Consider the following 24,058-nt stretch of genomic DNA (forward strand, 5'->3'; position numbering starts at 1 on the left):
GGAGGCGCCGAGCTTGTCTATTGAATCGAAGAACGTCAACATAGAAGTATGTCGAAACAAGAGCTTCCGGTGATCGGTCAGGACGCCACGGTGGAGGACTGCTGTCCGACGCTGCTGTCGGCGCCGCTGGACGAGGGCCAGGCCGTATCGCTGGCGAAGGTGTTCAAGGCGCTGGGTGATCCGGTGCGGCTGCGGTTGCTGTCGATGATCGCCTCCCGCGCGGGCGGGGAGGTCTGCGTCTGTGACCTCACCCCGGCGTTCGCCCTGTCCCAGCCGACGATCTCCCACCACCTCAAGCTTCTGCGCGAGGCGGGCCTGATCACCTCCGAACGGTGCGGGACGTGGGTGTACTACCGCCTGCTGCCCGAGATGACCGACAGACTGGCCGGCGTCCTCACCCGCCCCGCGGGTGCCCCCCTGCCCGAGCCCGCCGTTCCCGCCGTTCTTGCCGTTCCCGACGAGGCCGACGCGTGACGGCCCCCGTGGCGGCGGGACCGGTGTCCGCGCGGCTGTCGTTCCTGGACCGCCACCTCGCGCTGTGGATACTCGCGGCGATGGCCGCCGGTCTCGTCCTGGGACGGATCGTCCCGGGCCTGGGGGACGCGCTGGCGAAGGTGACGGTGACGGGGGTGTCGCTGCCGATCGCGCTGGGCCTGCTGGTGATGATGTACCCGGTCCTCGCCAAGGTCCGCTACGACCGTCTGGACGCCGTCACCCGCGACCGGCCCCTGCTGGTGTGGTCGCTGGTGCTGAACTGGGTGATCGGCCCGGCGCTGATGTTCGCCCTCGCCTGGATCTTCCTGCCCGACCTGCCGGAGTACCGCACCGGGCTGATCATCGTCGGTCTGGCCCGCTGCATCGCCATGGTCATCATCTGGAACGACCTCGCCTGCGGCCACCGGGAGGCCGCCGCCGTCCTGGTCGCCCTCAACTCCGTCTTCCAGGTGGTCGCCTTCGGCCTGCTCGGCTGGTTCTACCTCGACCTCCTGCCGGGCCGCCTCGGTCTCACCACCACCGGCCTGGACACCGGCGCGTGGGACATCGCCCGTGCCGTCCTCGTCTTCCTCGGCATCCCGCTCGCCGCCGGATTCCTCACCCGCCGCCTCGGCGAGAAGGCCCGCGGGCGGGACTGGTACGAGACCAGGCTGATCCCGCGGATCGGCCCGTTCGCCCTGTACGGACTGCTGTTCACCGTCGTGGTCCTGTTCGCCCTCCAGGGCGACGCCATCACCTCCCGGCCCTGGGACGTCGCCCGGATCGCACTGCCGCTGCTGGTGTACTTCGCCCTCATGTGGGCCGGATCGATGGCGCTCGGCCGCGTGATCGGGCTGGACCACCCGAAGGCGACGACCCTCGCGTTCACCGCGGCGGGCAACAACTTCGAACTCGCCATCGCGGTCGCCGTCGCCACCTTCGGCGCCACCAGCGGCCAGGCCCTCGCCGGAGTCGTCGGCCCGCTCATCGAGGTCCCCGTCCTCATCGGCCTCGTCCACGTCGCCCTGGCCGCCCGCCGCTTCTTCCCCGGGCCCGCGCCGACGGCCGGGCCGGCAACCGTCCCGGAAGGCCCCGCCCATGTCTGAGCCCCAGCCGTCCGTGCTGTTCGTGTGCGTCCACAACGCCGGCCGCTCGCAGATGGCCGCCGCCTTCCTCACCCACCTCTCCCAGGGCCGGATCGAGGTCCGCTCCGCGGGGTCCGCCCCGGCCGACGCCGTGAACCCGGCCGCCGTGCGGGCCATGGCGGAAGTCGGCATCGACCTGTCCACGCAGACCCCGAAGATCCTGACCCCCGAGACCGTGCGGGCGTCCGACGTGGTGATCACCATGGGCTGCGGCGACACCTGCCCCGTCTTCCCCGGCACGACCTACCTCGACTGGAAGCTCGACGACCCGGCCGGACAGAGCCTCGAAGCCGTCCGTCCCATCCGCGACGCGATCGAACAACACGTCCGCGCCCTGCTCACCAGGCTCCTGCCCGAACCCACCTGATCCCCCGCACAGAACAAGCCCACCGACGACCGGGCGGAAACCCTCCGAAGCACAGACCACGGTGCCGTCGCCGAGCCCCTCCGACACAGCCGAGACACCGACAGCCCCGACAGCCCCGACAGCCCCGACAGCCCCGACGGCACCGACAGCCCCGACGGCACCGACAGCCCCGACAGCCCCGACAGCCCCGACGGCACCGACAGCCCCGACCGCCCGACCGGAACGGCTTCCAGCTCAGCGCTTCTTGGTCTTCTTCTGCTGCGGCGGAGTCCAAGGCCCCCGGTGCAACTGGCAGCGCGAGTACCCGATCATCGCCGGGTTCCGGCACCGCTGTCCGGTCTTCGTGTCGGTCGATCCACACCTGACCTGCTTACCCACGCGTCCTCCCCGCCTGGTCGAAAACGCCGCGTACCCCACCCATCGTCCCCGCCAAAGCCCCCCATGGCCCCGCCTCGGACCGTCATCGGCTGATTCAGACCGGTTCATGCCTGAAGAGCGAGACTCCACTCGGGCCCGCAGATCAGACGCGGCTCACGCCACCGCACGCCTGGAGAAGTCCTCATCGACTCGCCACGCACGAATCTGCACCGCCACCTCGGGCGGGCCGTGCCGGGATCCACAGGGCTCTGCGCCATGCCGACGAGGCCAGACATGCCGCGCAGCCCGCCGGGCACCGCGGCCTCGGAGCACATGGAAAAAGGCGAGGCCCGAAGGCCCCGCCCGACCCGCAGGAAACCCCGGCTCAGGGCCACACCAAGCAATAAGGCTGATGCCCCGCCTCATGCAGCCGATGCGAGAAGTCCTGCCACTCGTGCAGCAAGTGGGGGCGGGAGGGCGCTGACCTGGTGCTTCTCGGTGAGACGTGCGTTGACCTGGGGGAAGTGATCTCGGCAGTTCTCACGGGTCAACGCCGTTTCCCGGGCTCATGTGCCCTGGATGTGCCCTGGCCTCAAGGGGGCAGGGCTGTGGGAGTCGCCTATAGATGCGTCGCTGCTCAGGCTCGATCCGCAGAAGTCTCACGGATCAGGTGATTGAGGCCCTACTTGGCATCTGGGGCAGACGGCTTGGGACACGTCCTGCGGCGGCCTCCAGCTCCGAGGAATCACTCATCCCGGGAATACAGCTGATGGATGGTCAGGCCGACTGCTAGCGTCATGATCGTCACATGGGCACTCATATGCCCCACTCGCACCAGACGCACAGGACAACCGTGAAGATCAAGCGCGTTCGCATCGAGAACTTCTGCTGTCTGCACAAGGTGGACGTGTCCTTCGAAGACATCACCTCATTTATCGGGCCGACGGGGGTCGGCAAGTCCACCGTGCTGCGTGCGCTCGACTGGTTCTTCAACGGTGAAAAGGGTGTCGCGCTCAGTGACGATGATGTTCACTCGGCAGCGGACGGCGACCGAATCTCGGTGGAGGTGGAGTTCTACGGGCTCACCGAGCATGATCACCATATCCTCGGCCGGTACGCGCCTGATGGCGCAGAGAGCGTGAGCATCTGGCGGACCTGGCAGAACGGTGAGGACAAGATTACCGGCAAGGCTCTCGCGTACGGACCGTTCGAGGAGGTGCGCAAGAACGACAAGGCCATGGAACTGCGCCGTGCCTACGACCAGTTGAAGGAGGGAGACTTGGACTTGGGCCTCCCGTCGGCTGGTACCAAGGAGAAGGTCCTGGAGGCGATGCGCACCTGGGAGCTGGCGAACCGTGACCGCCTCACCGAGGCTGAGGTGGAGGACACCCATTTTTTCGGTTTCGCCGGGCAGAGCAGGCTCGCCCAGCTGATCGACTTCGTGTTCGTCTCCGCGGACCTGCGGGCGTACGAGGAGGCCGACGATCATAAGGCGACCGCGCTCGGACGCATCCTCGACCACGCCGTAGACCGATCGCAGGCGAACGAGCAACTCGGCGAGATCGAGGAGAACGCTCATCTGGCACGGCAGGAGGTGCACAGTAAGGTGTACGGCCCCGTGCTGGACGAGGTGTCGGCCGCGCTTTCGGCGGAGGTCGCCAAGTTCACAACCGGACGTGAGGTCGTCGTGACCCCCACCGTCCAGGCGCCGAGGCCGGCCCGGACCACGTTTCAGGTGAGTATCCGGGACGGTGCTGCTCATACCTCGGTGCACCGGCAAGGGCACGGTTTCCAGCGCGCCCTGATCATCGCGGCGCTCAAGTACCTGGCTGACCGCAGGCGTCCGGCCGACGGCATGCGGACGCTGTGTCTGGCCATCGAGGAGCCCGAGCTGTTCCAGCACCCGCCGCAAGCACGGACGTTCGCGAGGGTGCTCCGCGAGTTGGTTGCCGCCTCTCCGCAGGGGCGTACCCAGGTCATGTATGCCACCCACAACCCGGTCTTCATCAATCCGAAGGGCTACCACCAGATCCGTCGGCTTTGCCGCACTGCTGGTCAGGACCACCCGTTCACCGAGGTGTGGCAGGCCACGGAAGAGGACCTGTGCAGGGCGCTCGACGGGCTTGTCGACAAGCGGGTGATCAGGAGCAGGACCGAGGGAACATTGGGGGGCGCACTGGCAGAGGGGTTTTTCGCCCATGCCGTGGTGCTGGTCGAGGGGAGAGGCGACGAGGGAGTGATCACTGGTTGCGCGGACCGGTTGGGGGTCAACCTGGGCGCGGAGGGCATCAGCGTCATTGAGGTGAACGGCAAGGACAACCTCATGATCTCCGACGCGCTCTTCAGCGCGCTGGGCGTGCCGTGCTACGTGGTATTCGACGGCGATTCTGGCATGGAGGAGCGCAAGCGGGAGTCGGTGCGCCATCTCATTCCGCAGCAGCGTCAGGAGAAGGAGGAGGAGTTCGAGCGCCAGGCACGGAACAACCGGGTCAAGAACGCAAACCTTCTGCGGTACCTGGGTACGACGCCGAACGCCCAGCCCGTCGATGACTCGACCGGCCGCTACACCGTTTTCGAGGACACACTGGAGATCTACCTCGACCAGAACTGGCCGGCCTGGGAGGAGCGCAGACAAGAACTCGTCCGCGCCGGAGAGGGTGTGGAGGGGAAGAACTCGGCGACGTACCTGGAGACCACTCGGACGGTAGCGACGGAGCCCCCGTTCCTGCTGCATGCGCTGCTGGAGAACGTCCGTTCGCTGGCCGGGCGGCGGTAGTCCCGCGGTTTCTCGCTCAGGATTCTTCCGATTCAGCTCCGCCGTAGATGCTAGCCCTCGCTTCTCCCTGCTCTCGGAACAGAGAGGGGCAGACCGACTGTCCGAGTATCGTGAACCTTGAGGTGGCGGCCTCCTACTGGGTCTGGACGGCCGGGAGGGAGGGATCGGGGCCGAAGTCGTCCACCTGCATCCTGGCTTGGCCGCCGGGTGGGCTGGTCAGTACACCCTGGACTCGGACTGGGACGCCTGCATCGTGGCACTGGATGGCTGTGTGGTAGTCGCTGTCGAGCAAGTCCATCCAGACGGTCCTGCTGCGTCGTTTGATCAGAGTCTGGACGCCTACGCGGCCGGTCTCGTCCTCGGGGTGACGGCTGAGGTCGGTGACAATGCCGTAGATCAGATGGCGGCTGGTGTAGACGCGTGTCTTCAGTTGGGCGGACACGCGGTCCACGATGTCGATGGCGGCCTGGTTGAACTCCACGCGTGGAGGTGTGCCTGGTGGCGGTGCTGTCACGCGTGACCAGTTGAAGGAGACGTCCAGAGACCCTACGGAGTCTGTGTTCACGACCTTGCTGAGCGCCGTGCATAGTTCGTATGAGACACCTTCGCCGATTGAGTCGCTGATCTCACTGGGAGTGGGTTCCCGCTCCGCGTTGGCCATGTCTTCCAGGATGCCGAGGGCGCGAGACATGGTGGCGGTGACGCGTCGGTCGAACAGCGTCTCCTCTACCCCGACCTCGATGTACTCCTGCCCAGGCGAGTACACGTCTTCGGGGGATCGTGCCTGGCTGATGATGGGGACGATGTACGAGCCACGGCGAGTTTGACCCAGGCGGACCTCGCGAGCCTGTTCCCGCGCCCGGGTGGGGAAATTGCGGAAGTGCCCTTGCCTACGGATGGTGGCTGCCGCCGATGCCACCCGCAGGCGCTTGGCCGAGATGAACAGCTCGTAGCCGGCTTCCAACGGAATCGACCCGTCGCTCATGGACGGGTGGGAAGCCCGAAGGTCGGTGACGTCGTTGAAGACGGTGGCGACGGCGTCGTGGACAGCTGTCAAGTCACTGGCCTCGATGCGTGCCAGGTCCGCGAGAAGAATCTGGGTGCGTTTGCCGAAGTCGGGGGCTCCGGCCTTCATGGGGACGAGCACGACTTCGTCGGCCGGTCCGGGCAGGCTCCACAGTTCTGCCACATCACCACCGGAGACCGGAGTCCACCCGGTGACCTTCAGATAGTTGCGCATTTCGTTGGGCCCGAAGTTGGGGTCAGCGTGCACCACCTCAGTCCACCCCCTGACTCGTGGTGGTGATCAGTCGACGCGCCGCATCGAACATGGCGCCCATGGCCTTCACGGTGAGCGATTGGTGCTCGGGGAGATTGATCGCGGTCGACACGCTTCCGTTGGCATCCCCCATGCCGTGCAGAGAGGCCCAGTACCCGTGGCAGGCCAGGATTATCGACTCCGGTTGATGCGTGACCCAGCGACCGATGTCCGGAGGGACTATGAGCAAAGCCAGGTGACCGAGTGCCGAGCGCTCTGGGTCGCGTAACTTGTTGTAGGTCTCCACATCGAGATCGAAGCTGTACCCGCCTCGGGTGATGCGAGGGCTCTGCGTGCACTTGAGCTGGATGTCGACCATTAAGCCTCGTGAGCGCAGCGTCACGTCAACGCCGTCTTTGTCGACGTTCCAGTCGCAGATTGTGTAGCCGCCCTGGGTGGCGAGGACGTGCACGTAGGCACGACTGACTTGCTCCTTCTGCCAGCTCGTCGCCTCTGTCGCCACTGGTCCCCCTCCCTCGGCTGATCGCGAGGATAGGACGACTGAGCGGTCGGTGGAATAGGGCCTGCCAGTGGGGTATCGGGGGCAACTCGCCTTCCCTGACGGCCAATTGCGTCGAAGATCGGCCGTATCGCCTGGTCAAGACGCCTCTGAAGCCAAGGCGCGGAGCGCGGGGGCGAGCTTTGGATGATCTCCCCGGGACGCCGACTGCAGTAGCTCGGTGATGACGATGATCTGGGCGATGCGTCCGGGCTCGGTCATGAGTACGGGGAAGGTGGCGCGGACGCGGTAGGCGAATGTGGGGACGAGCAGGGAGTAGGCCAGCAGCATGGCGGCGTCGTAGCCGACCGGTGCCAGGCCGAAGCCTTCCCAGTCGAGGAGATAGGGAGTGGCGGCTGTGAGGTTGGCGGTGTGCAGGTCTCCGTGGGCCGTCGCCCAGTCTGTGATCCGAGGGCCGGGCATGCCGAGGAAGCGTGGGACGGTGCGGTCCACCCACTCCTGTCGTACGGCTACGCGGTCCGTGGGGACGGCGTGTACGTGATCGAGGTCGGTGCGGAGAGAATCCCACCAGGAGGTCGGCGGATCCGGGTCCGTGCACAGAACGGGGGTGGGGGAGCAGGCCGGTTCGGTGACGTACTCGTGTAGTTCGGCCTGGTAGGCGTAGCCATCGCTGCTTGATTCCGTGGTGCCGTGCAGCAGTGGCTTGTGGACGCGGTTGTCGAAGAGCACGGCGCCCTGGCGGTTGCCCTCCCAGATCTTTCCCGCTGCCTTGTCCTGGGGTGCGGAGAGCAGCCTCAGCCAGCAGGATCCTCGTTCTGGGTGTTCGGCGCGGCTGCTGAGGGTGCGGCCGTGCCAGCCCCAGAACTCGGGGTCGGCGATCTCGACGCCCAGTGTCTCTGCGGACCGCGTGAAGGCTCGGCGCATGCGTTGCTGATCCGTGGGGTCAGGTGGCGGCGAGTACATCCAGCACCTTTCGCAGCGTGGAGGTCGGGATGGCCGGGCTTCGTAGGGCGGCTTGGGCTTCGGCCCAGTGTGCCCGGGTGGAGGCGGAGAGCAGAATCCGTGTCACTCCAGGGCATGATGCCGCCGCCAGCAGGCATGCCTGGGCCGTGGTGAGGTGCGGGGCTAGCAGCGCGGTGAGTTCTAGGGTGGCCAGGCGCGGTAGCTCGCCGCCGAACAGAGGCGCTGAGGCGTACACCTGCCATCCGAGCGCGGCTGCCTGAGAGATGGGGCCCTCCTCGTCCATAGCCTGGGTGAACGCGGTTGCGGTGACCAGGGATACGGGCAGTTGAATGGCTCGCAGGTGGTGCTGTTCCGTGCCGGCGGCTTCGGAGGCCAGTTGATGCAAGGTGGGGATGGTCAGGGTGCCGGTGTCGAAGCCGTCCCAGGTGGCGACGCCGTAGGCGGTCAGGGTGCCGGCCGCTGCTTCTGCTTCGAGCGCGGTGAAGGCGTCGCTCAGGGCCTCGTACGCGTCGCCGGCGGTGTGCTCGGGGTTGTGGGCGAAGACGAGGTCGAGGCGGTCGCGGCCGAGTTCGGTGCGGTTGCGGGCGCACTGCCAGTGGACGTACGAGGCACTCAGGCAGTGGCTGTGTTCGGCCTCCTCGATGGTGAGGGCCCTGTTGGAAAGGGCGTCCTTGATGGCCTGATCGGTCAGGAATCCGACCTTGGTCGAAACCGGGATCGGGTGCCGGGCGAGGACGGGGGCGAGCAGGGACTGGGCCTGACCGTCGAGGTAGTTGGGCGCTGTGTCGATCCAGGCGTCGGCCGGGCTGGTGGCTGCGCGGGCGACGGCTTCGTTCAGGGCGGAAGGGCGGATGCGGTACGTGCCCAGCCCCAGGGATGCCGTCCTCATCGTCTGTCTCCTTCCACTGTGATCGCTTGGCCGTCCATCAGTTCCGAGGCGATGGCCGCGACCTCCGCGACCGAGATGCCGGATGCTGTGGCCAGCTCGCCGAGGGACACGGCGCTGGGTGCGGTGGACAGCAGGTGCTGGAGAAAGGGCCGGGCTTCCCCAGCTATTTCCCACTCGTTGTCACAGGCCCAGAAGATCACGACCTCTTTGTTGGCCACAGGCTCCATGTGAGCTCGTGTGGTGGTCAGCTTGATGCGGAGGCCCGGGACTGCGGGGATGCCGGTGATGTGAGGCAGGCTCGGCCGCAGACGGGTGAGGTCGGTCCCGTCGCGCATTGCCGTGTACCGATCGACGAGGTGCGGGTTTCTCAGGGCGGTGGTGACTTCCATGCGTAGTCGTTCCAGGTAGGCCGTCTGCTGGGTGGCTGGTGCGTGGACGGGCAGGTCCTCTCGCAGAACGTCGTGGCGGCGCAGGTCGTCGGCGAGCCAGGACAGCAGCTGGGCGCCGGTGATGGTCTGGATGCCGAAGGTGAGGTGGAGGGAGTGCTCGCCTTCGGAGGCGGCCACCGAGTGCCACCAGCCGCGGGGGAGGTAGAGCAGGTCACCTGGGCGCAGGACCAGCTCCGTGATCGGCTGTTCCGGCGGTGGCTCGGGCTGGTCGGTGTCCTTGTACATGGGTGCGGTGCGGGTGGGGCCGTACAGCTTCCAGCGTTTGGCTCCGTCGATCTGGATGACGATCACATCGTGGTCGTCCCAGTGCACGCCGAAGCCCTCGCGGGCGGTCCATGAGGCGTACAGGTTGGTCTGCACTCCGGTGCGCAGCCAGTGCTCCAGCTCCATCGCGGCGCGGCCGACGGGCGGGTGGAGTTCGTCGACGGCGTCGATGACCAGGGAGGCGCCCTCGGCGAGGCGGGCGTGCAGTTCGCTGGGGTGCAGGCGTTGCCAGACGGTGTGCCGGCGGGTGGTGACCGGGGCGGTGTAGCGGTGGGCGGCCAGCATCTCGCCGTCTGCGGAGAGGCGGAAGCGGGGCGGCTCCAGGCGGTGGGTGGCCAGGATGGTGTTGACGTCGTCCCATGTGATCAGGCTGCCGGGGTTGGTGAGGGCGGCGGGGACGTGGCGGTAGTGGCGGTGGAGCACCTGGGCCAGGAACTCGTCCTGGCCCAGGTGAGCCGCCAGGTTCAGCGGCGACAACGCGTCTCCTCCTGGATCAGTCGTTGCCGTCGGTACGGCCGGTGCTGCCGCCGTCGGACGGGGTGACGCCGCGTTCGCGGGCGGCCTGGATCCTGCGACGGGCCTTGACCAGGCCCGGCTGGGCCGGGCCGGTCGTCGGGGCCGTGGCGGTGCTGTTGGGCATTGGTTCCTCCTGGTGTGAGAGATGAGGTGCATTGCGGACTCGCCCCGGACGGCGCTCGACCTGTCCATGGGCTCGGGCGGCTGATCCGCCCGGGGCGGGGTTTGCAGCCCGCCCCTGCCAGGGCTTCTCGGAGTGGGGAACGTCTCGATCGGCTACGTCCGGCAGGGACGGGAACTCAGGGACGGGCTGGAGAGGCGGCGACCGCCACGCCAATCACGAAGCCGCATGAGGCGGAGATCAGCATGATCAGCAGCGGGCCCGTGTAGCGAGCCAGTCGGCTCACGACGCGGCCCATCAGGGCTTCCACCATGCCCGCCGCGGCCGCGTGATGGTCTCCCGGTACGTGTGATGCGAGGGGTTGCGGCCTCCGTGCTCGAACACCCAGCTCTGGGGTTCGGCGAAGTCGACGCTGGGCGGCGAGTTGTCACCACAGACCGAGCACTGCATCGCATAGGTTGCCGGCTCGGCGTCGGGCTCACGGTCGGGCTGGAGCGTCCATTCCTTGGGGCACACGACTGCTCGGACACTCACCAGCCCACCTCCTTCAGATCGGCACTGACATAGGGGTGCTGGAGCGCGGCGTGGAGGGCGTCGGTATCGGTGAGGGTGTCGTCGTCAGGCAGCTCGCACCAGCCGCCCAGCCACTCGTCGATCTGTTCCAGGCTGGGCGCGACGAGCCAGGAGTTGGTGGACAGATGTCGTACCGGCAGTGCGCCCCACCTTTCGGCGGTGCCGGTTCCAACGGCGTAGTAGAGGCGTTCGTTGGGCCCGTCGTAGAGCACCGGACCGATCGCCGCACCGGTGGCACGCAGGTGGGCCAGGGCCAGGAACCCGATGTCCGCGGAGGTTCGTACGAGGTCCCAGCCGTCGCCGACTCGGAGCAGGCGCAGGCCAGGGACGTCGTTGACCATGGGTGCGCTGCGCAGCGCTTCACGAAGGGACATCACGTCCCCCCTTGGCGCAGGAGGCCGGGGTTCGCACTGAGGAAGGGCGCGGGGTCCGTTGCCGGCCTGGTGGAGCGGACCACGATCAGACGAGTGCCTGGCGCCGTTATCTGCCGCTGTCGGTCGGTCGCAACGCGCCTCGGGCCGAGGTGGCTGAGGGCGGGAACCACGGCGCCATAGATGTCGGGCAGTTCGAGCGCGTCGAGGAGGCCGACGAAGGCGGGAGACCGGACGGCAGTCGTCGCCTCTCGGTCCGTGAACACTCCGCACAGGCTCAGTTCGTGCTGCCGGCAGTACTCGGTAAGACAGGAGACGAGCGCCGCGTGGCGGGCGAGGCCACCGGTGACATGGCGCAGGTAGCCGAAGACCTGGGGGAACGCGACGGGGCGGCGTTCCGTGATGAGTTCGTCGTCCATGTCCCCAGCGTCGGCTGCCGCGAACGGCCTTGAAATGACCTGCTGTTGCACTTCCGTTGCACTTCTCGCCCCGCGTCGTCACCGAGAGTGCTTCTATACGTGACGGAGGGAGGCCATCCGTGGTCAGCGTGCAGCAATGGACCGGCCGGGAAGCGAGCGCCCTGCGCGCAGCGCTGCGCATGAGCATGCGCGCCTTTGCCGAGCACCTCGGTGTCGCGCTGCGCACGGTCGCCAAGTGGGAGAGCCTCGGCACCGAAACCCAGCCGCGCCCGGACACCCAAGCCATCCTCGACACCGCGCTTGCCCGCGCGGACTCCGCCGCCCAGGCCCGGTTCGAGGCGCTGCTGTTCCCCGAGCGCAAGAGCGCGCGACCAGCGGACTTCGAGACCTGGACCGAGGACATCGAGCGCGCGGTCGTCTGCATCAGCCGCCAGGACTTTCCCTTCGCCGCGACCTTGCTGAACCGCTGGCTGGGACGCCTCGACCCGCATCGCCTGGACGACAAGGGCCTGTACCTCTACGGCCGTTCCCTCGTGCTTCTCGGCGACCTGCAACGGGATCAGGGGGCGATCCTCGGCCCGCTCTCCGCCGGGCATTCCTACACCTCAGCTCGGGGCATGTTCACCGAGCTCGACATCCCGCGCCGAGTGGCCCAGATCGATCTTTCCCTCGCTGTCGTCCAGGAGATGTCGGGTCTGCTCGACGCCTCTGCCCGCCAGTACGAACTGCTTACCAGAGACGAGCGCTTGAGCCCTCGCGATCGAGCCAGGGCGCGGCTCTGGGTGGGTACCGCGCTGAGCAAGGAGGGCAACAACGAGTACGCCACCCAGGTTATGACAGCCGCCACCCGTGCCTTCGAGGACCTCGGTGAGCCGGAGGACTGGTCGGTTGCCCACCAGAAGCTGGCCCTCGCACACCGAGGCGCCGGCGACCTGAAGCAGGCACTGCGCTACATCGACATCGCGCGCACCACCGGCACGGTCGACTCCCCGATGCAGCGAGTGCGGCTGGACACCGCCTACGGTCACATCCTTCTGTCGGACGCGGCGACCCGGAATGATGGGCTGTCCGTCCTCGATCAGGCGGCTCACATGGCCCAGGAGTATGGGCTGAGTCACCAGCTGCGCAGCATCGAGGGCATCCGAAAGGGCCAGCAGGGATGAGCCAGGGAGTGCCAGTGCCGGAGCACGAGCAGCGCCAGATCACCGACGAGCAGTTCCACGACGCGACGCTGATCTGGAACTACCACCAGATGGGCCACGAGCAGCGGCCTTGCTCGGCGGCGATCGGCTTGGGCAGCCACGACCTCGGCGTGGCTACCGCGGCGGCCGATCTGTACCGCGGCGGTCTCTTCCCGGTCGTGGTGTTCAGTGGCGGCAACAGCCCCACCACCCGCGCTCGCTTCCCCCGTGGCGAGGCCGTCCACTACCGCGAGCACGCCCTGAGTCTTGGCGTGCCGGACGAGGCGATTCTCGTGGAGCCGAAGGCCGCGAATACCGGGCAGAACATCACCTTCTCCCGCGAGCTGCTGGCCAACGCCGGTGTAAAGGTGGAATCGCTGCTTCTGATCTCCAAGCCGTACATGGAACGCCGCTCGTACGCGACCTGCCGCAAGCTGTGGCCCGAGGCCGATGTCGTGTGCGCCTCCGAGCCGCTGGAGCTGGACGACTACATCAAGTCCATTGGCGACGAGAAGCTCGTCGTCGACATGCTCGTCGGGGACCTGCAACGGGTGATTGAGTACCCCAAGCTCGGCTTCGCCGTCGAGCAGGACGTACCAGGGGATGTGTATGACGCCTACGAGCGCCTCCTGCGCGCCGGCTTCGACAGCCGCCTCATCAGCACCTGAGCCACCTCGCCTCAGCCCGCCAGGCGGGGTATGCGCGATCCATCAGCCGAACTTGTTCCCACGGCTGTCCACCTTGGCAAAACTCTTCGCCGCCGACCGGTGGATCGTCCTTGACGATGTGCAGTTCGCTCGGCGCGACTACCAGCACCGAGCCCGCCTCGCCGCTCTGGACGATCTCGGTCGGCAGCAGTGGCTTTCGCTCCCAACGCACCTTCCCCATGGACGCCCCACCTTGATCAACCGGGCGAAGCTGGCCGATCCTCGTCGTTCGCGCCGGACGGTCGAGCTGCTCGTGCGCCAGTACTACGGTCGCAGCCGCCACTGGGCTGCCGTGCGTGAGGTCCTGGAAGCGGTCTTGAACACGCTCGATACCTCGGACCGCGTGGCCGACATAGCGAAAACATCGACGATCGCCCTGCTCACCGCTCTCGGTTGGGCGGGGAAGGCGCTGGACAGTAGCGAGATCCCGACCCGCCAAGGCCGGTCCGAGCGCCTTGCCGACCTGGCGGCGGCCACGGGCAGCACCCACTATCTATGCGGGACCGGCGGTAAGAGCTACCTCGACAGTGGTCCCTTCGACGCTCACGGCATCCCCGTGCTGACCTTCCACACCCCTGTGGACACCGATGACCCGCTCTGGCAGTGGGCCCGGCGGTGCAGCGGTCTCTGGGCCATTAGCAAGATCGGACCCGAGGAACTCGCCAACCGACTGGCGGCACAACGAGAAGCTCATCGTCTTGGAGTCCACACGTGACCGAGCCGACCCCCCGGGAGCAGCAGCACTTCCTTTATATCGTCGTATGCGCGACCCGGGTCGCCGGCGACGTCGCCAACCTGATCACGGCTGCCCAAGAGGCGAACTGGGACGTCGGCGTCATCGCCATGCCGCGGGGTCTGGGTTTCATCGACGCGGCGGCCATCGAGGCTCAGACCGGCTACCCCATCCGCTCGGCTTGGCGCTCACCCGGCGATCCTCGCCCGCTGCCGCCTGCCGACGCCATGGCGGTGGCCCCCGCCACCTTCGACACGGTCAACAAGTGGGCGACGGGGATATCCGACACCCTGGCCCTGGGCATCCTGTGCGAGGCGTACGGCTTCGGCATCTCCACCGCTGTCCTGCCGTATGTGAACTCGGCCCAGGCGGCCCATCCCGCGTACCGGCAGAGCCTGGAGCGGCTGCGGGGGTGTCCTGATCGCCTCGTACGAGCCGCATCGGCCGAAGGCCGGGGGTGGGGCGGACCGCTTCCGTTGGGAGGAGGCGCTGGACCTGCTCACTCCCAAGCTGTCCGCGCGGGCGTGAGCAGCGCCGCTGTGCCGGTTGCGGCGGTGGCGGAGGAGTGGCTGCCGCAGGTTGGACGGCATGGTTGGGGCGTTGCGTGATGCCGCGAACCCTCGCTGCCTCGGCTCGTGGACCGGGGGCGTGGCGTTCGCCGAGGCGGCGGATGCGCCAGGTCAGTGCGCGGGCTGGGCTGTGGGCGTCGTCGAGCGTGCGCCGGCTGAGGGCCTGGTCGAGGATCGTGGTCGGGTTGTGCCCGGCTGTTTCCGCCTCGGCCAGCACGGTGGCCAGGGCATCCCAGGCGGGGTCGGTCAGGATGCGTTCGGCGTGTTCGGGGGCTGCCTGGTGGAGGTAGTGGGCGTAGCGGCGTTTGGTCTGCGGGCTGGGTGCGCGGCTGGAGAGGTTGGTCAGGACGGGTACGGCGATCTGCGCGTACGAGGTCTGCAGGTGGATGAGGGTCTGTTCGGCTGCTGCCTGCTGTTGGACGTTCTGGCGGGTGCGGTGCCAGTGCATCGCGTAGGCGACCGCGGTGAGTGAGACGTCCAGCAGCATCGCCAGCCCGGCACCGTCCCCGTGTTGTGCAGGGCCCTTCCAGATCGCCTGGACACTGCGGTGCAGGACGCGGGCGTTGTCGTGGTCGGCCCTGGTGCGGGAGCGGGTGGCGCGCTCGAAGACGATGGCGGCGCGTTCGAGTTCGGCCCGCACGGAGGACGGGGCGGTGAGCGGGAGCAGATCGAGTGCTCCGCCGAGTGCGGCCAGCTGGCCCTGGGCCACTTCGTCGTTGCTGTGGGTGAGGTGGTGGGGGATACGTTCGGTGGCGGCGCTGGCCTGGTGCCACGGGTTGCCCGGCCGGACGGCCACCGGTTCGGGAGTGGTGGTGGTGAGGCGTTGGCGGATCTGGGGCAGGGAGAGGTCGCCGGCGAGGGTGGAACCGGCGTAGAACACGGGCTCGCCCTTGTCGTTGGTGTCGCCGGGCAGGGCGAAGTTGCAGCCGAGAGCGTCGCCGGACGGGCCGAGCTTGAGGCGCACGGTCACGCCGGTCGCCTCCAGCAGGGTGAAAAACTCGGTCTCGGTGGTGGCGGCGGCGAGCGCGCGGCGCACGCGCAGGCGCAGGATCTCGCGGGACGTGGCGTCCTGGCCGAGGCGTTTGGCTTTGAAGTGCTCCTTGCTGGTGGGCCGCTTGGCGGCGGTGCCGTCGCCGGGCTTCAACCGGCGCAGTCCGTAGTCGATTTCGATCTGGCGGGCTTCGCGCTGCACGGCGCGGATGTCGTGGTCGCGTTTGGGGCGGCGGCCATCCTGGCGTACGAGGGTGGCGGCGATGTGGATGTGGTCGTCGGCATGGCGGACGGCCACCCAGCGGCATGCTTCTTCGTCCCCGTCGGGGGCGATGCCGGCGGCGGCCACGATGCGGCAGGCGATGTCCGCCCACTGAGTGTCGGTGAGGACCGGGTCTTCGGGTGCGGCGCGGACGGGGCAGTGCCACACGGTGTACTTGGGGGCCTTGTCGCCCAGCATCTTCACGGGCTGGTCGAGCTGTGCGGCGAGCTGGTCCTCCACGTCCTTTCGGTTGCGGTGGGGGCTGCGGCCGGGGTCGGGTGCGAAGTCGTTCCAGGAGGCCACCAGGTGCGGGTCGGTGTGCTCGTTGGCCCGGCCCTTGCCGAAGAGGTAGCCGATCGTGCGGCGCGTGGCGTGCGGTCCCTTGCCGAGAATGATCTTCGGGATCAATGGCTCACCGCGCCTCGGTGATCTGGGCGACGGCGGTGTCCAGGTCGGCGATGGACGCCTCGACGAGGTCCAGGAGCCGTTGGACGGTGTCGGGGTGGGGCCAGGCGCCGTTCTTGTTGAGGTGGTGGGTGAGCTGGTTGAGGTTGCTGCCGATCTTGCCGAGCTGTCCGTTGGCGGCCATCAGCGTCTTCACCACCGCGCGGTAGTCGGCCACGGCTGCGGTGGGGTCGTCGGCGCGGGCGGCGGCGAGCGCGCACTCGGCGACGTAGCCGCCGGGGTTCATGCGGCTGAGAGCGGCGGCGTTGTTCACGAGAGCGAGCTCGTCGTCGTTGCAGCAGGGATGGATGCGGTGCTCGCGCAGCTGATTGTCACGCAGGCGGCGACGCGGCGCGGACTGCTGCGGCACGTTCGACGACGGCTCGTTGCCCCCTGGCCCACTCGGCTCCCCCGGGCCGGCCGACTCCGGCGTCCCCGCGCCAGATGCCTCCGCCTCCCCCGGGGCGGAGGCCGGGTAAGGACTCCTTACCCGACAACTTGCTGCGCTGTCTGGCGCTGAGGCGGTGTGCGTCTGCTGCTGAGCTGTGGGTGGTTCGGGGTGCTGTTCGTGCATGTACAGGTTTCTCCGGTGGTGAGGAGGTTGGGGGGTGTCACGTCCGTCGCGTGCGTCGCATGCCTGGTCAGCACAGGTACGGACATCCGGGCAGGTACGGAGAGGTGCGTCCCGGCGAGGGAGTCCCTCCCCGCGCTGACCTGCGCGGGGACGGACGCGACGCAGTGATACGGACCCCAGGCGGGTCAGCGGCCGCGTGTGGGGCCGGCGGGGCCTGCGGGCGGGCCGATGGGCAGCGTGCCCGCCGGGGCGGCGCGTGGCGTGCCCGGGGTTGGGCGCGCGGGCGTGGTGTCGTGCGTGGGGGAGGGTGCCGGGTTGGTGAGGTCAGGGCAGTGGCGGGCCCAGGCGTCGAGGAACCGGTTGCGGGCATATGCCTTGGCCTGCCTGCCCTGGTCGAACCGGTAGTTGGCCGGGCTGATGCCGAAGTCGCGCAGCATGTTGCTCAGGTGGTAGGCGTTGAACCCCTTGGTGCCGTGCTCGGCCCAGGGGGCGTCGGGGTCCTGGAGCAAGTCGGCGACCAGAGTCTGGGAGGACAAGGCCTCGGGGTTGCCGTGTGCCTGGAAGATGCGGCGGATGTCGCGCAGTAGCCGCGTCTTCAGGCTGGTCTGCTCGTCCTGGACCGCCTCGTACCGGGTCATCGCCACACAGGCCGCACGGGCGCGCGCGGGCCAGTGACCGCCGGTCAGGTCGGCGGTGATCACCAGTGGCTCCCATGTGTCCGCTGCCCGGTCCTCCACCGGCATCGTCGGCACCATACGGGCGGCCGTGCCGCGCAGCGGTCCCAGCCAGGCGGCCAGCCGGTCACGCAGCGCGTTGAGTTCGGGCACGGAGTTCCGCGAGCGGAACTGGGCGACCTTCTCGCCCGGCTTGCGCTTCTGCATCCGCAGCGCGACTGCCCGCCGTTCTGAAGGGCACGCTGTGGCGCGCGCAGGTTCGGCAACCCAGTCGGCACCGTGTGGGACGCGTTGCCGGTCATCAGGCGAGCTGCGCAGCGTCCCCCTCAGCATCGTCCTGCCGTGGAAGACGCTGCCGCCAGGCCTATGATCTTGTTCTTGAGCTGTTCGATTTGTTTCGGCAGCGACGGGATCCTGGTCCCGATCAGTCGGTCGTGTCCTCAAGGGTGTGTGGGGGGCGGTCGTCAATCACGATGCGGGTTCTCACGGCATTACTTTGCGAGGGAAGGGCGCCCGCGATGACATTGGCGATCCGACTGTAGTACGTCGCGGCGAGCGCACGGTCCTCGCGGGAGGTTGTGTGCGCCTGCCGGGTCGTGTGCAGGGCGCTGAGGATGGCGATCAGGGTGCGTCCGGAAAGCGTCACGTTCGTCTGCTGCTCATCGTCGCCATCAGTAGCGAGACCAGGGACACGGAAGTGGGCGTTGCGGGCAGCTTGTTCGACAATGAATGCCCATGCATCGCGGTGGCAGATCAGGTCGGCGGCGCTGATGCCAGCGGCCTGCTCAAGTACGGCGCTAGGTGGCCGCTGGCCGGTAGCTGAGGGGGTCTGTTCCGCAGTCCCGGATTCGGAGGAATCAGGTGCTTCCTCTTCGCCTGAGACAGCCGGGGGCGTGGCGCTTGCGGGCGTGGGCTCGGAGTCGGATGCGACTGCGGGCGCGCCGGGGCTACTTCTCGTTCCGCTGAGAGCTTCTGTTCGTGCTTCGGCGGCTTGGCGGCGTGCTGTTTCGAGTTCCAAGCGTAGGGATTCCGATTCGCGGCGGGCCTCAGTGATCGTCTTGTGGGCATCGTTGAGTTCGCGGCGGAGTTCGCGCAATTCGTCACGGAGGTCTTGCAGGCCGGCGTCCAGGCTGGAAGCGAGCTGTTGGCGAGCATCGGTGTTGAGGCCCCTGAGCTCGGCCAGGCCGGTGCGCAGCTCCTGTCCGAATTCGGTGCGCAGCAATGCGAGCTCGTCGGCTGTCTCGTTGTGCTGTTCGTTGATGGAGCGGCGGAAGATGGCCATGCCGGTCCCTCCTTCTTGATGCATTGTTCGGCAGCCGTCCAAGGATCGTGGTGGTAAAGGTTCTGCGCGGTTCCTTGGGGGTGGTGGCCTGACAGTCCTAAATGGGTGCCCCTTCCCCGGCTGGGAGTGCGTATCTCCGGGCTTGGCACGGGTCGGGTCAAAGGTTGGTCACCAAGGGGTCGACAGTGATGGTCCATCGGGCGGCCCGACCGTTGCCGGGTGATGGGGCGCGAGTGACGACGCCCAGGCATGCTTGAGGACGGGCGTCGAGGATCCTTCCGAGCTCCCTGGCGGTATCGGTGTCCATCTGTTGGTCGGTGAGGACGATTCTGGGTTTCCACAGATCGTTTGAAGGGTCGCGTACGCGAGCGTCGCGGGGGTGATCGACGTTCAGGGCGTGGAGTGCGGAGCGCGCCTGCGCGGTGTGTGTGCCGGTGGCATCCAGCGCGTCCTCAAGGGCGTTGTGCTGTGTGGAATAGCGGATGCCCCGTGCCGGCTTTCCGATTCCTGCGATATGAACGTGCGGCCGGCTGGCTCGGGACCTCGTTGAGAACTCGAAGGCCAACTCGCCAAGGATTTGCTGAACGTGTTCGATGGGCCCATCGAGATGGACGAGTCCGACATGCTCAAGATCGACATATGTGATCGATCCTTCGGGTGTCCAGCCCAGTTGTGCCAAGGCTGGGTAGGCGTGCTGCGGGGGTTTCATCTCGGTGCTGGGAGGTAGTACGTGGTCGCCCCGGCAGCGCCACACCGTGTCAGGCCCTTGTGACTGGAACGGTGGAATGGCAAGTGCGACAGTGGAAAGGTTCAGCTCGATGGAACTGTCTGGGGCGAGGACGATCGTGTTCACCGCGGGGAGAGGACGGTTGGATCGGCGGGCCTCATCGCCGAGGCAACGCAGCGCGTGATCCATTCTCTGCTGCCTCTCGGGGTCGGTGAAGGCGCCGCTCAACAGGCGGAATAGAGAGAGAACCGGCCCTCCGACGCCGAGGTGGGCCTGTGGGGGGAGGTGGAGAGTGATGTCGCCCCCATGGCGAGGCGCCTTGCGAATTGGGAGGAAGCAGGTCGGTGGAGAAGAGCGTTGCTCGTGGCCTCCGGTGATCCGTTCAGTGGCGGCGGGAACGTCGTCTTCGGCTTCGGGCGCGGCATCGGATTGCTTCGGTGTCTCGGTGAGCGGACCTGTCTCGGGCTCTGTGCTGGTGGGCTCGGTGTCGACCTGCCGACCAGATGTGTTGGGGCATGGAGTGAGCTGGTCCAGCAGGCTATCGATGCGGTGGAGCTGGTCGTTCGGGACGTGGTTGTCAGTATTCGTTTGAGCGGCCGCAGCAGGCTTGAGAGCGTTCAGCCAGGTGATCGCATCGCTTGGAGGGAGTTCGGTGGCGATGTCGACCGCAGTGGCGAGGAGGACGTCTGGTGCGGCAGTCACGGCGCGGGCGACGCTGTTGGTGAGCGTGGATTGATGTGTGGCTGCGCGCGCCAGGACGGTCATCGCGCGGTGCTGCTGGACGGCGGAGAGACCGGCGTCGGGGAGGATGTGGACGACGAGCTCGCTGTCGCTGTCGTGGTCTGCCCGAGCGATGAGTTCAGCGGCGAGAACGTCTGGTCTCATCGCTCCCCAGCGTGCCCCGTCTGTTGCCGGGTAGAGGTCGGCAAGCATCTGCTCAATGCGGCGCACGATCTCGCGGTCCGGGAGCTGCGGAGTGTCGAAATCACGGTCGTGGAAGCGAAAGGCTGCGAAGACCGCGTTCAGCGCGTCTCGGCGTTCATCGGCCCCGACGATGCGCTGCACAGCTACGAGTTGACGTAGCAGGTCCCGCTGATGGAAGAAGACATCGTCGAGCCCGTGTGAGCGGACGCTGTGCCGCCAGTACCGGCTCTCATGGGCCATCAGAACATCGACTGGACGGATGGCGCCGACGGCGGTCGGAACAATGGCCTCTTCCAGCACCTGTGCGAGGGCAGCCATGTGGATGGAGACGATAAGTTCCTCGGGCGGCCCTGACGCTTGATCACCGCGCGGAGGTTCCTGGGGTGGGCTGGAATCGTCGCCAGCTTCCGACGGTCCTTCGAGTGCAGCAAGGTGAGCGATACGTTCACGGAAGGCTCGGGTCGCGACCTCGAAGTTCCGTGAGCTGCCGACGCGTGGGTGAAACTCGGCAGGTGCCAACGGCACTATGGTGCCCCGCTCCATTGCCGCTGTGCCCTGCCATTCGATTTGGAGATCCGTCCACCACCGGTGCGCGGTTCTGGCCAGCAGCAGTACCCGGACCGGGTCATGGGCGTGACGCGATCCTCTGAAAAGGCGCAACACCTGTTCGACCTGGTCCACCCGGGTCTCGGCGTAATCGAGGACCAGCAGGAGCGGCCGGATATTCGTCGTCAGTGATTCCAGTGACCCGCCGGCCCGCAGCACGTCCGAAAGAAACCCTGCTGTCCAGGGTGAGCGCCGATGTGTCATACGCCGTATCAATTCGGCCGCCAGGCGGGTCTTTCCCACGCCGCCGGGGCCGAAGGCCAGCGCCACGTCCACCACACGCCGACTGGTGCACCAGGACGTCAGGTCAGCGATCTCCCTCTCCATGCCCGTGAATGGCACGACTTCGGCCTGCGGTGAGAGTAGATACGACGGCGATAGGTGGGGAACGGGAGGGGCGTGGAAAAGCGCACTCTGGTCTGCCGACTCCAACTGCGGTGCGAGGCCCGTGTGGGCGGTCACCATGGCCGTGAAGTCGGCAAGCGCGAGCAGACGCCGCGCTGGCAGGGCCCACAGCGTTCGGCCTTTCCAGGATTTCGGCACCGCCTCCACCAGGCCGATCAGGATCTCGTTGCAGAACAATCCGGCACCCGACAGGCCGCTCCACCCGCCCATATTGTCCGGGAGGGCATTGGACACGTCGACGTCGTACTTCGCCGCGTTCAGGCCCGTCACCGCACTGACGTGACCGATCACTTGCCGGTCGTCGTGCACCACGGTGTGGCCGCCGTCCGGACGAACGGTGCTATGGCGCGAGGCCCGCGGGAAGCCGACAGCTGAACATTCCGGACGGGCCTTCGGACTCGAACACGTCAGCTCGCCCCATCTCGCGGGTGTCACGTCCCGACCCAACCGACTGGGGTCGCCGCCTAAGAGCACCGCATCCAGTTCACGGTCGCCGACCCAGATGACCTCCGCCGGATGCTCTTGCCGGTTACGCAGAACCCGCACTCGGATTCGCCCACCGAGCGGAGGCGGTCCCCCGCCCGCCTCCGCTACGACGTGCAACGCTGTCAGCACCAGCCCAGGAGCGATCAAGGTACCTGACCCGCACCCGCCACCTGCGCCGAGAACCTCCACGGTCCGTGACCAGCTCGCAGCCTCCACCGTGCGCCTCGGCTACTCGAACAAGCTCCCGCCGACCGTATCCCCGAAGTCAGACGCATCCCCGCTGATCAGCTGGTGATCCGCCCCGTCGACCACGAGATTCACCGTCAACCGGTGAGTCCGGGACCTAGACCACTCCCCCTTCGCGTCCGTGGAGACGACAAACGCCTTTACCCCACCTGACGCGGCACCGCTGGCCCGAAGCTCGATCCCCAGATCCAACGTCACCTCGTTGACCTTGAACCGGATAGCGGCCCCGTCCCCTTCCCGCTGGGCAGCCGCAAGACCTGCCCGCACAGCCATGAGCGCCTCGGCCAACTCAGTTCCGTCCTGCTCCACGAACCCTCCCCGTTGACGCTTCGTGACCTAGTGTGTGGCAGCAGGCTGATCCGCCGCAGACTTTTGCCCTCATTCCCCACCGCCCAAGACGGGCATCCCTCCGGCGAGGGGGACTGAGCTGCTCTGAGTTTGGTGGAGTTCCCGATGCCGGGGTTGCCTTCCTGGCGAAGGAGATTCACCAGCAGCGTGCCACCACCACGTAAATACCCCGACGAGCTCCGCGAGCGCGCGATCCGCACCACCGGCCGCCCGATTGCGCACGTTGCGAAGGACCTGGGCATCCGCAAGGAAGCCCTGCGCGTCTGGGGCCGGCAAGCCGAGGCCGACCAGCCGACGACGGTGAGCGGGATGACCGGCTCACCACCGCCGAACGCGACGGGCTGAAGCAACTTCGCAAGGAAAAAACGGAGTTGAAGTGGACGAACGAGATCCTCAAAGCCGCGAGTGTCTTTTTTGCCCATGAGCTCGACCGCCTCCGAAGGAGTCACCGACGCGGGGGAGAGCATCAAGGCGCTCTCCGAGTACCTCGGTCACTCGGACCCGGGCTTCACGCTGCGGACGTACACGCACCTTTGCCGTCCAGCGAGACCCGCACCCGCAAGGCGATCGACGACGCCTTCACCGAAGCGGACTCCCAGGACGATGGAGGATCTGAGGGCACCAGTGCCCCCGCCCAAACCAATGTGCCCTCGATGTGCCCTGACGGCCTGACGGCCTGACGGCCCTCTTCAGGCACTAGCCAGAGCAGGACCCGAAAGCCCCGCCCGAAACCACCAAAACCCCAGGTCAGGGCCACACCAGGCAGTACGGCTGATGCCCCGCCTCATGCAGCCGGTGGCTGAAGTCCTGCCACTCGTGCAGCAACTGGTACACGTTGAACGCGTCCCGGGGGCCGCCCCGGTCCGGGACCGTGGACCAGATGAAGGCCGCCGCGCCCACCGCCTCCTCGCCGATGCCGCGCAGGGGGTCGACGACCGTCATGGGGAGCTTCACGACCGCGTAGTCCGGATGCAGGACGACCAGTTCGAGGGGTGGGACCTTGTGCAGGGGGACGCCTTCGATGCCGGTGAGGACCATCGCGGCCATCGTCTCCGGCTTGATCTTGGTGAACATGCCGTTCATGCCCAGCTCGTCGCCACCGAGTTCCTCGGGACGCATCGAGATCGGGACGCGGGCCGCGGTCGCGCCGTCCGGTGCGCCGAAGTACTTGTACGTCACCCCCACCCGACCACCGTTCCTGCTTCCGGCCCGGAGCGCGTCCGGCCGGCGGTCGAACCGTCGGTCGCGCGGCTCGGGCTCGCCCGACGCACCCGGGGCGCCCTGCGCACCCTGTGCCTGACGTGTCTCCGCTGCTTCCTCCGCGTCGCGCCGGTGCCTTCCCCGCCGGGCACGTCGAGGACCGAGGTCATCAGTCCCCTCGCCCAGTCCGCCACCGCGATGCATATCTCCACCCGACTGCTTTTCTAGGACGCTCGGC

Annotated in this window: 23 protein-coding genes and 3 pseudogenes; 10 read left to right on the forward strand and 16 right to left on the reverse strand. The window is 67.5% G+C overall.

Translation table 11 applies throughout. From position 1 onward, the window contains the following. Positions 1-48: 48 nt before the first annotated feature. The 4 genes from ACIQNG_RS00485 (at position 49) to ACIQNG_RS00500 (ending at position 5,119) form a co-directional block, all read left to right on the forward strand. Positions 49-474: an ArsR/SmtB family transcription factor gene (locus tag ACIQNG_RS00485; RefSeq protein WP_401481927.1), complete on the forward strand. Its 426-nt coding sequence runs from the start codon at positions 49-51 to the stop codon at positions 472-474. Continuing rightward, complete coding sequence (arsB, locus tag ACIQNG_RS00490) at positions 471-1,580, forward strand: ACR3 family arsenite efflux transporter (RefSeq protein WP_401481929.1); 1,110 nt, start codon at positions 471-473, stop codon at positions 1,578-1,580. Before ACIQNG_RS00485 ends, arsB begins: the two co-directional genes overlap by 4 nt. Beyond that, entirely contained in the window at positions 1,573-1,986 is a 414-nt protein-coding gene (locus ACIQNG_RS00495) for an arsenate reductase ArsC (RefSeq protein ID WP_401481931.1), read from the forward strand. Before arsB ends, ACIQNG_RS00495 begins: the two co-directional genes overlap by 8 nt. A gap of 1,210 nt (positions 1,987-3,196) precedes the next feature. Then, positions 3,197-5,119, forward strand: coding sequence for an ATP-dependent nuclease (locus tag ACIQNG_RS00500; RefSeq protein WP_401481933.1), 1,923 nt, complete (start codon positions 3,197-3,199; stop codon positions 5,117-5,119). Between the two features lie 133 nt (positions 5,120-5,252). Here ACIQNG_RS00500 and ACIQNG_RS00505 read toward each other — a convergent pair whose 3' ends face one another. From ACIQNG_RS00505 to ACIQNG_RS00545, 9 genes are all read right to left on the reverse strand, one after another. Next, positions 5,253-6,395 carry a hypothetical protein gene (locus tag ACIQNG_RS00505; protein ID WP_401481935.1) on the reverse strand — a complete coding sequence of 381 codons (1,143 nt, stop codon included), beginning with the start codon at positions 6,393-6,395 and terminating at the stop codon, positions 5,253-5,255. Position 6,396: 1 nt separating this feature from the next. Next, on the reverse strand, positions 6,397-6,900 hold the full coding sequence (locus tag ACIQNG_RS00510; protein ID WP_401481937.1) for a DUF4365 domain-containing protein: 504 nt from the start codon (positions 6,898-6,900) through the stop codon (positions 6,397-6,399). A 135-nt stretch (positions 6,901-7,035) separates the two neighbouring features. Next, entirely contained in the window at positions 7,036-7,821 is a 786-nt protein-coding gene (locus ACIQNG_RS00515) for a phosphotransferase (protein WP_401481939.1), read from the reverse strand. A gap of 19 nt (positions 7,822-7,840) precedes the next feature. Then, positions 7,841-8,749, reverse strand: coding sequence for an aldo/keto reductase (locus ACIQNG_RS00520; RefSeq protein ID WP_401481941.1), 909 nt, complete (start codon positions 8,747-8,749; stop codon positions 7,841-7,843). Further along, the gene (locus ACIQNG_RS00525) at positions 8,746-9,939 is read right to left on the reverse strand and encodes a cupin domain-containing protein (protein WP_401481943.1); all 1,194 of its coding nucleotides are present in this window, start codon (positions 9,937-9,939) and stop codon (positions 8,746-8,748) included. Before ACIQNG_RS00525 ends, ACIQNG_RS00520 begins: the two co-directional genes overlap by 4 nt. A gap of 16 nt (positions 9,940-9,955) precedes the next feature. Continuing rightward, positions 9,956-10,102: a hypothetical protein gene (locus tag ACIQNG_RS00530; RefSeq protein ID WP_401481945.1), complete on the reverse strand. Its 147-nt coding sequence runs from the start codon at positions 10,100-10,102 to the stop codon at positions 9,956-9,958. Between the two features lie 294 nt (positions 10,103-10,396). Beyond that, on the reverse strand, positions 10,397-10,633 hold the full coding sequence (locus ACIQNG_RS00535) for a hypothetical protein (protein WP_401481947.1): 237 nt from the start codon (positions 10,631-10,633) through the stop codon (positions 10,397-10,399). Beyond that, complete coding sequence (locus tag ACIQNG_RS00540; protein WP_401481949.1) at positions 10,630-11,046, reverse strand: hypothetical protein; 417 nt, start codon at positions 11,044-11,046, stop codon at positions 10,630-10,632. The genes ACIQNG_RS00535 and ACIQNG_RS00540 overlap by 4 nt, the downstream gene beginning before the upstream one ends. Continuing rightward, complete coding sequence (locus ACIQNG_RS00545) at positions 11,046-11,462, reverse strand: recombinase family protein (RefSeq protein ID WP_401481951.1); 417 nt, start codon at positions 11,460-11,462, stop codon at positions 11,046-11,048. Before ACIQNG_RS00545 ends, ACIQNG_RS00540 begins: the two co-directional genes overlap by 1 nt. A 119-nt stretch (positions 11,463-11,581) precedes the next feature. On the opposite strand from ACIQNG_RS00545, the gene ACIQNG_RS00550 reads away from it, so the two are divergent. The 4 genes and pseudogenes from ACIQNG_RS00550 to ACIQNG_RS00565 form a co-directional block, all read left to right on the forward strand. Further along, on the forward strand, positions 11,582-12,625 hold the full coding sequence (locus ACIQNG_RS00550) for a helix-turn-helix domain-containing protein (RefSeq protein WP_401481953.1): 1,044 nt from the start codon (positions 11,582-11,584) through the stop codon (positions 12,623-12,625). Then, on the forward strand, positions 12,622-13,311 hold the full coding sequence (locus tag ACIQNG_RS00555) for a YdcF family protein (RefSeq protein WP_401481955.1): 690 nt from the start codon (positions 12,622-12,624) through the stop codon (positions 13,309-13,311). The genes ACIQNG_RS00550 and ACIQNG_RS00555 overlap by 4 nt, the downstream gene beginning before the upstream one ends. After that, positions 13,253-14,065, forward strand: coding sequence for a WbqC family protein (locus tag ACIQNG_RS00560; protein ID WP_401481957.1), 813 nt, complete (start codon positions 13,253-13,255; stop codon positions 14,063-14,065). The genes ACIQNG_RS00555 and ACIQNG_RS00560 overlap by 59 nt, the downstream gene beginning before the upstream one ends. A 128-nt stretch (positions 14,066-14,193) precedes the next feature. After that, a pseudogene (locus ACIQNG_RS00565) lies at positions 14,194-14,319 on the forward strand (flavoprotein); the annotation flags it as partial. Between the two features lie 22 nt (positions 14,320-14,341). On the opposite strand, the gene ACIQNG_RS00570 reads toward ACIQNG_RS00565, so the two are convergent. The 6 genes and pseudogenes from ACIQNG_RS00570 to ACIQNG_RS00595 form a co-directional block, all read right to left on the reverse strand. After that, positions 14,342-16,312: a relaxase/mobilization nuclease domain-containing protein gene (locus ACIQNG_RS00570; RefSeq protein ID WP_401481959.1), complete on the reverse strand. Its 1,971-nt coding sequence runs from the start codon at positions 16,310-16,312 to the stop codon at positions 14,342-14,344. 4 nt (positions 16,313-16,316) lie between these two features. Beyond that, on the reverse strand, positions 16,317-16,718 hold the full coding sequence (locus tag ACIQNG_RS00575; RefSeq protein ID WP_401481961.1) for a plasmid mobilization protein: 402 nt from the start codon (positions 16,716-16,718) through the stop codon (positions 16,317-16,319). A 389-nt stretch (positions 16,719-17,107) separates the two neighbouring features. Further along, positions 17,108-17,821, reverse strand: a pseudogene (locus tag ACIQNG_RS00580) (DUF3631 domain-containing protein); the annotation flags it as partial. A 199-nt stretch (positions 17,822-18,020) separates the two neighbouring features. After that, on the reverse strand, positions 18,021-18,878 hold the full coding sequence (locus ACIQNG_RS00585; protein WP_401481963.1) for a hypothetical protein: 858 nt from the start codon (positions 18,876-18,878) through the stop codon (positions 18,021-18,023). 157 nt (positions 18,879-19,035) lie between these two features. Further along, a complete protein-coding gene (locus ACIQNG_RS00590) occupies positions 19,036-21,852 on the reverse strand; it encodes a hypothetical protein (protein WP_401481965.1) in 2,817 nt (938 codons plus the stop codon). Positions 21,853-22,254: 402 nt separating this feature from the next. Then, positions 22,255-22,581: a trypco2 family protein gene (locus ACIQNG_RS00595; protein WP_401481967.1), complete on the reverse strand. Its 327-nt coding sequence runs from the start codon at positions 22,579-22,581 to the stop codon at positions 22,255-22,257. Positions 22,582-22,767: 186 nt separating this feature from the next. Between ACIQNG_RS00595 and ACIQNG_RS00600 the strand changes: the two genes are divergently transcribed. Next, entirely contained in the window at positions 22,768-22,965 is a 198-nt protein-coding gene (locus ACIQNG_RS00600; RefSeq protein ID WP_401481969.1) for a transposase, read from the forward strand. Between the two features lie 105 nt (positions 22,966-23,070). Beyond that, positions 23,071-23,292 (forward strand): annotated as a pseudogene (locus ACIQNG_RS00605) (site-specific integrase); the annotation flags it as partial. A 75-nt stretch (positions 23,293-23,367) separates the two neighbouring features. Here ACIQNG_RS00605 and ACIQNG_RS00610 read toward each other — a convergent pair. Further along, positions 23,368-24,024: a hypothetical protein gene (locus tag ACIQNG_RS00610; RefSeq protein WP_401438459.1), complete on the reverse strand. Its 657-nt coding sequence runs from the start codon at positions 24,022-24,024 to the stop codon at positions 23,368-23,370. Between the last annotated feature and the right edge of the window lie 34 nt (positions 24,025-24,058).

The organism is Streptomyces sp. NPDC091377 (genome assembly GCF_044757045.1).
Classification (GTDB): Bacteria; Actinomycetota; Actinomycetes; order Streptomycetales; family Streptomycetaceae; genus Streptomyces.

Excerpts from the sequence above, each read along its gene's own strand:
- ACIQNG_RS00485 (WP_401481927.1), top strand. The coding sequence starts at position 49 with ATGTCGAAACAAGAGCTTCCGGTGATCGGTCAGGACGCCACGGTGGAG.
- ACIQNG_RS00495 (WP_401481931.1), top strand. The coding sequence starts at position 1,573 with ATGTCTGAGCCCCAGCCGTCCGTGCTGTTCGTGTGCGTCCACAACGCC.
- ACIQNG_RS00515 (WP_401481939.1), bottom strand. The coding sequence starts at position 7,821 with ATGCGCCGAGCCTTCACGCGGTCCGCAGAGACACTGGGCGTCGAGATC.
- ACIQNG_RS00520 (WP_401481941.1), bottom strand. The coding sequence starts at position 8,749 with ATGAGGACGGCATCCCTGGGGCTGGGCACGTACCGCATCCGCCCTTCC.
- ACIQNG_RS00530 (WP_401481945.1), bottom strand. The coding sequence starts at position 10,102 with ATGCCCAACAGCACCGCCACGGCCCCGACGACCGGCCCGGCCCAGCCG.
- ACIQNG_RS00540 (WP_401481949.1), bottom strand. The coding sequence starts at position 11,046 with ATGTCCCTTCGTGAAGCGCTGCGCAGCGCACCCATGGTCAACGACGTC.
- ACIQNG_RS00545 (WP_401481951.1), bottom strand. The coding sequence starts at position 11,462 with ATGGACGACGAACTCATCACGGAACGCCGCCCCGTCGCGTTCCCCCAG.
- ACIQNG_RS00555 (WP_401481955.1), top strand. The coding sequence starts at position 12,622 with ATGAGCCAGGGAGTGCCAGTGCCGGAGCACGAGCAGCGCCAGATCACC.
- ACIQNG_RS00560 (WP_401481957.1), top strand. The coding sequence starts at position 13,253 with ATGACGCCTACGAGCGCCTCCTGCGCGCCGGCTTCGACAGCCGCCTCA.
- ACIQNG_RS00585 (WP_401481963.1), bottom strand. The coding sequence starts at position 18,878 with ATGGCCATCTTCCGCCGCTCCATCAACGAACAGCACAACGAGACAGCC.
- ACIQNG_RS00610 (WP_401438459.1), bottom strand. The coding sequence starts at position 24,024 with ATGCATCGCGGTGGCGGACTGGGCGAGGGGACTGATGACCTCGGTCCT.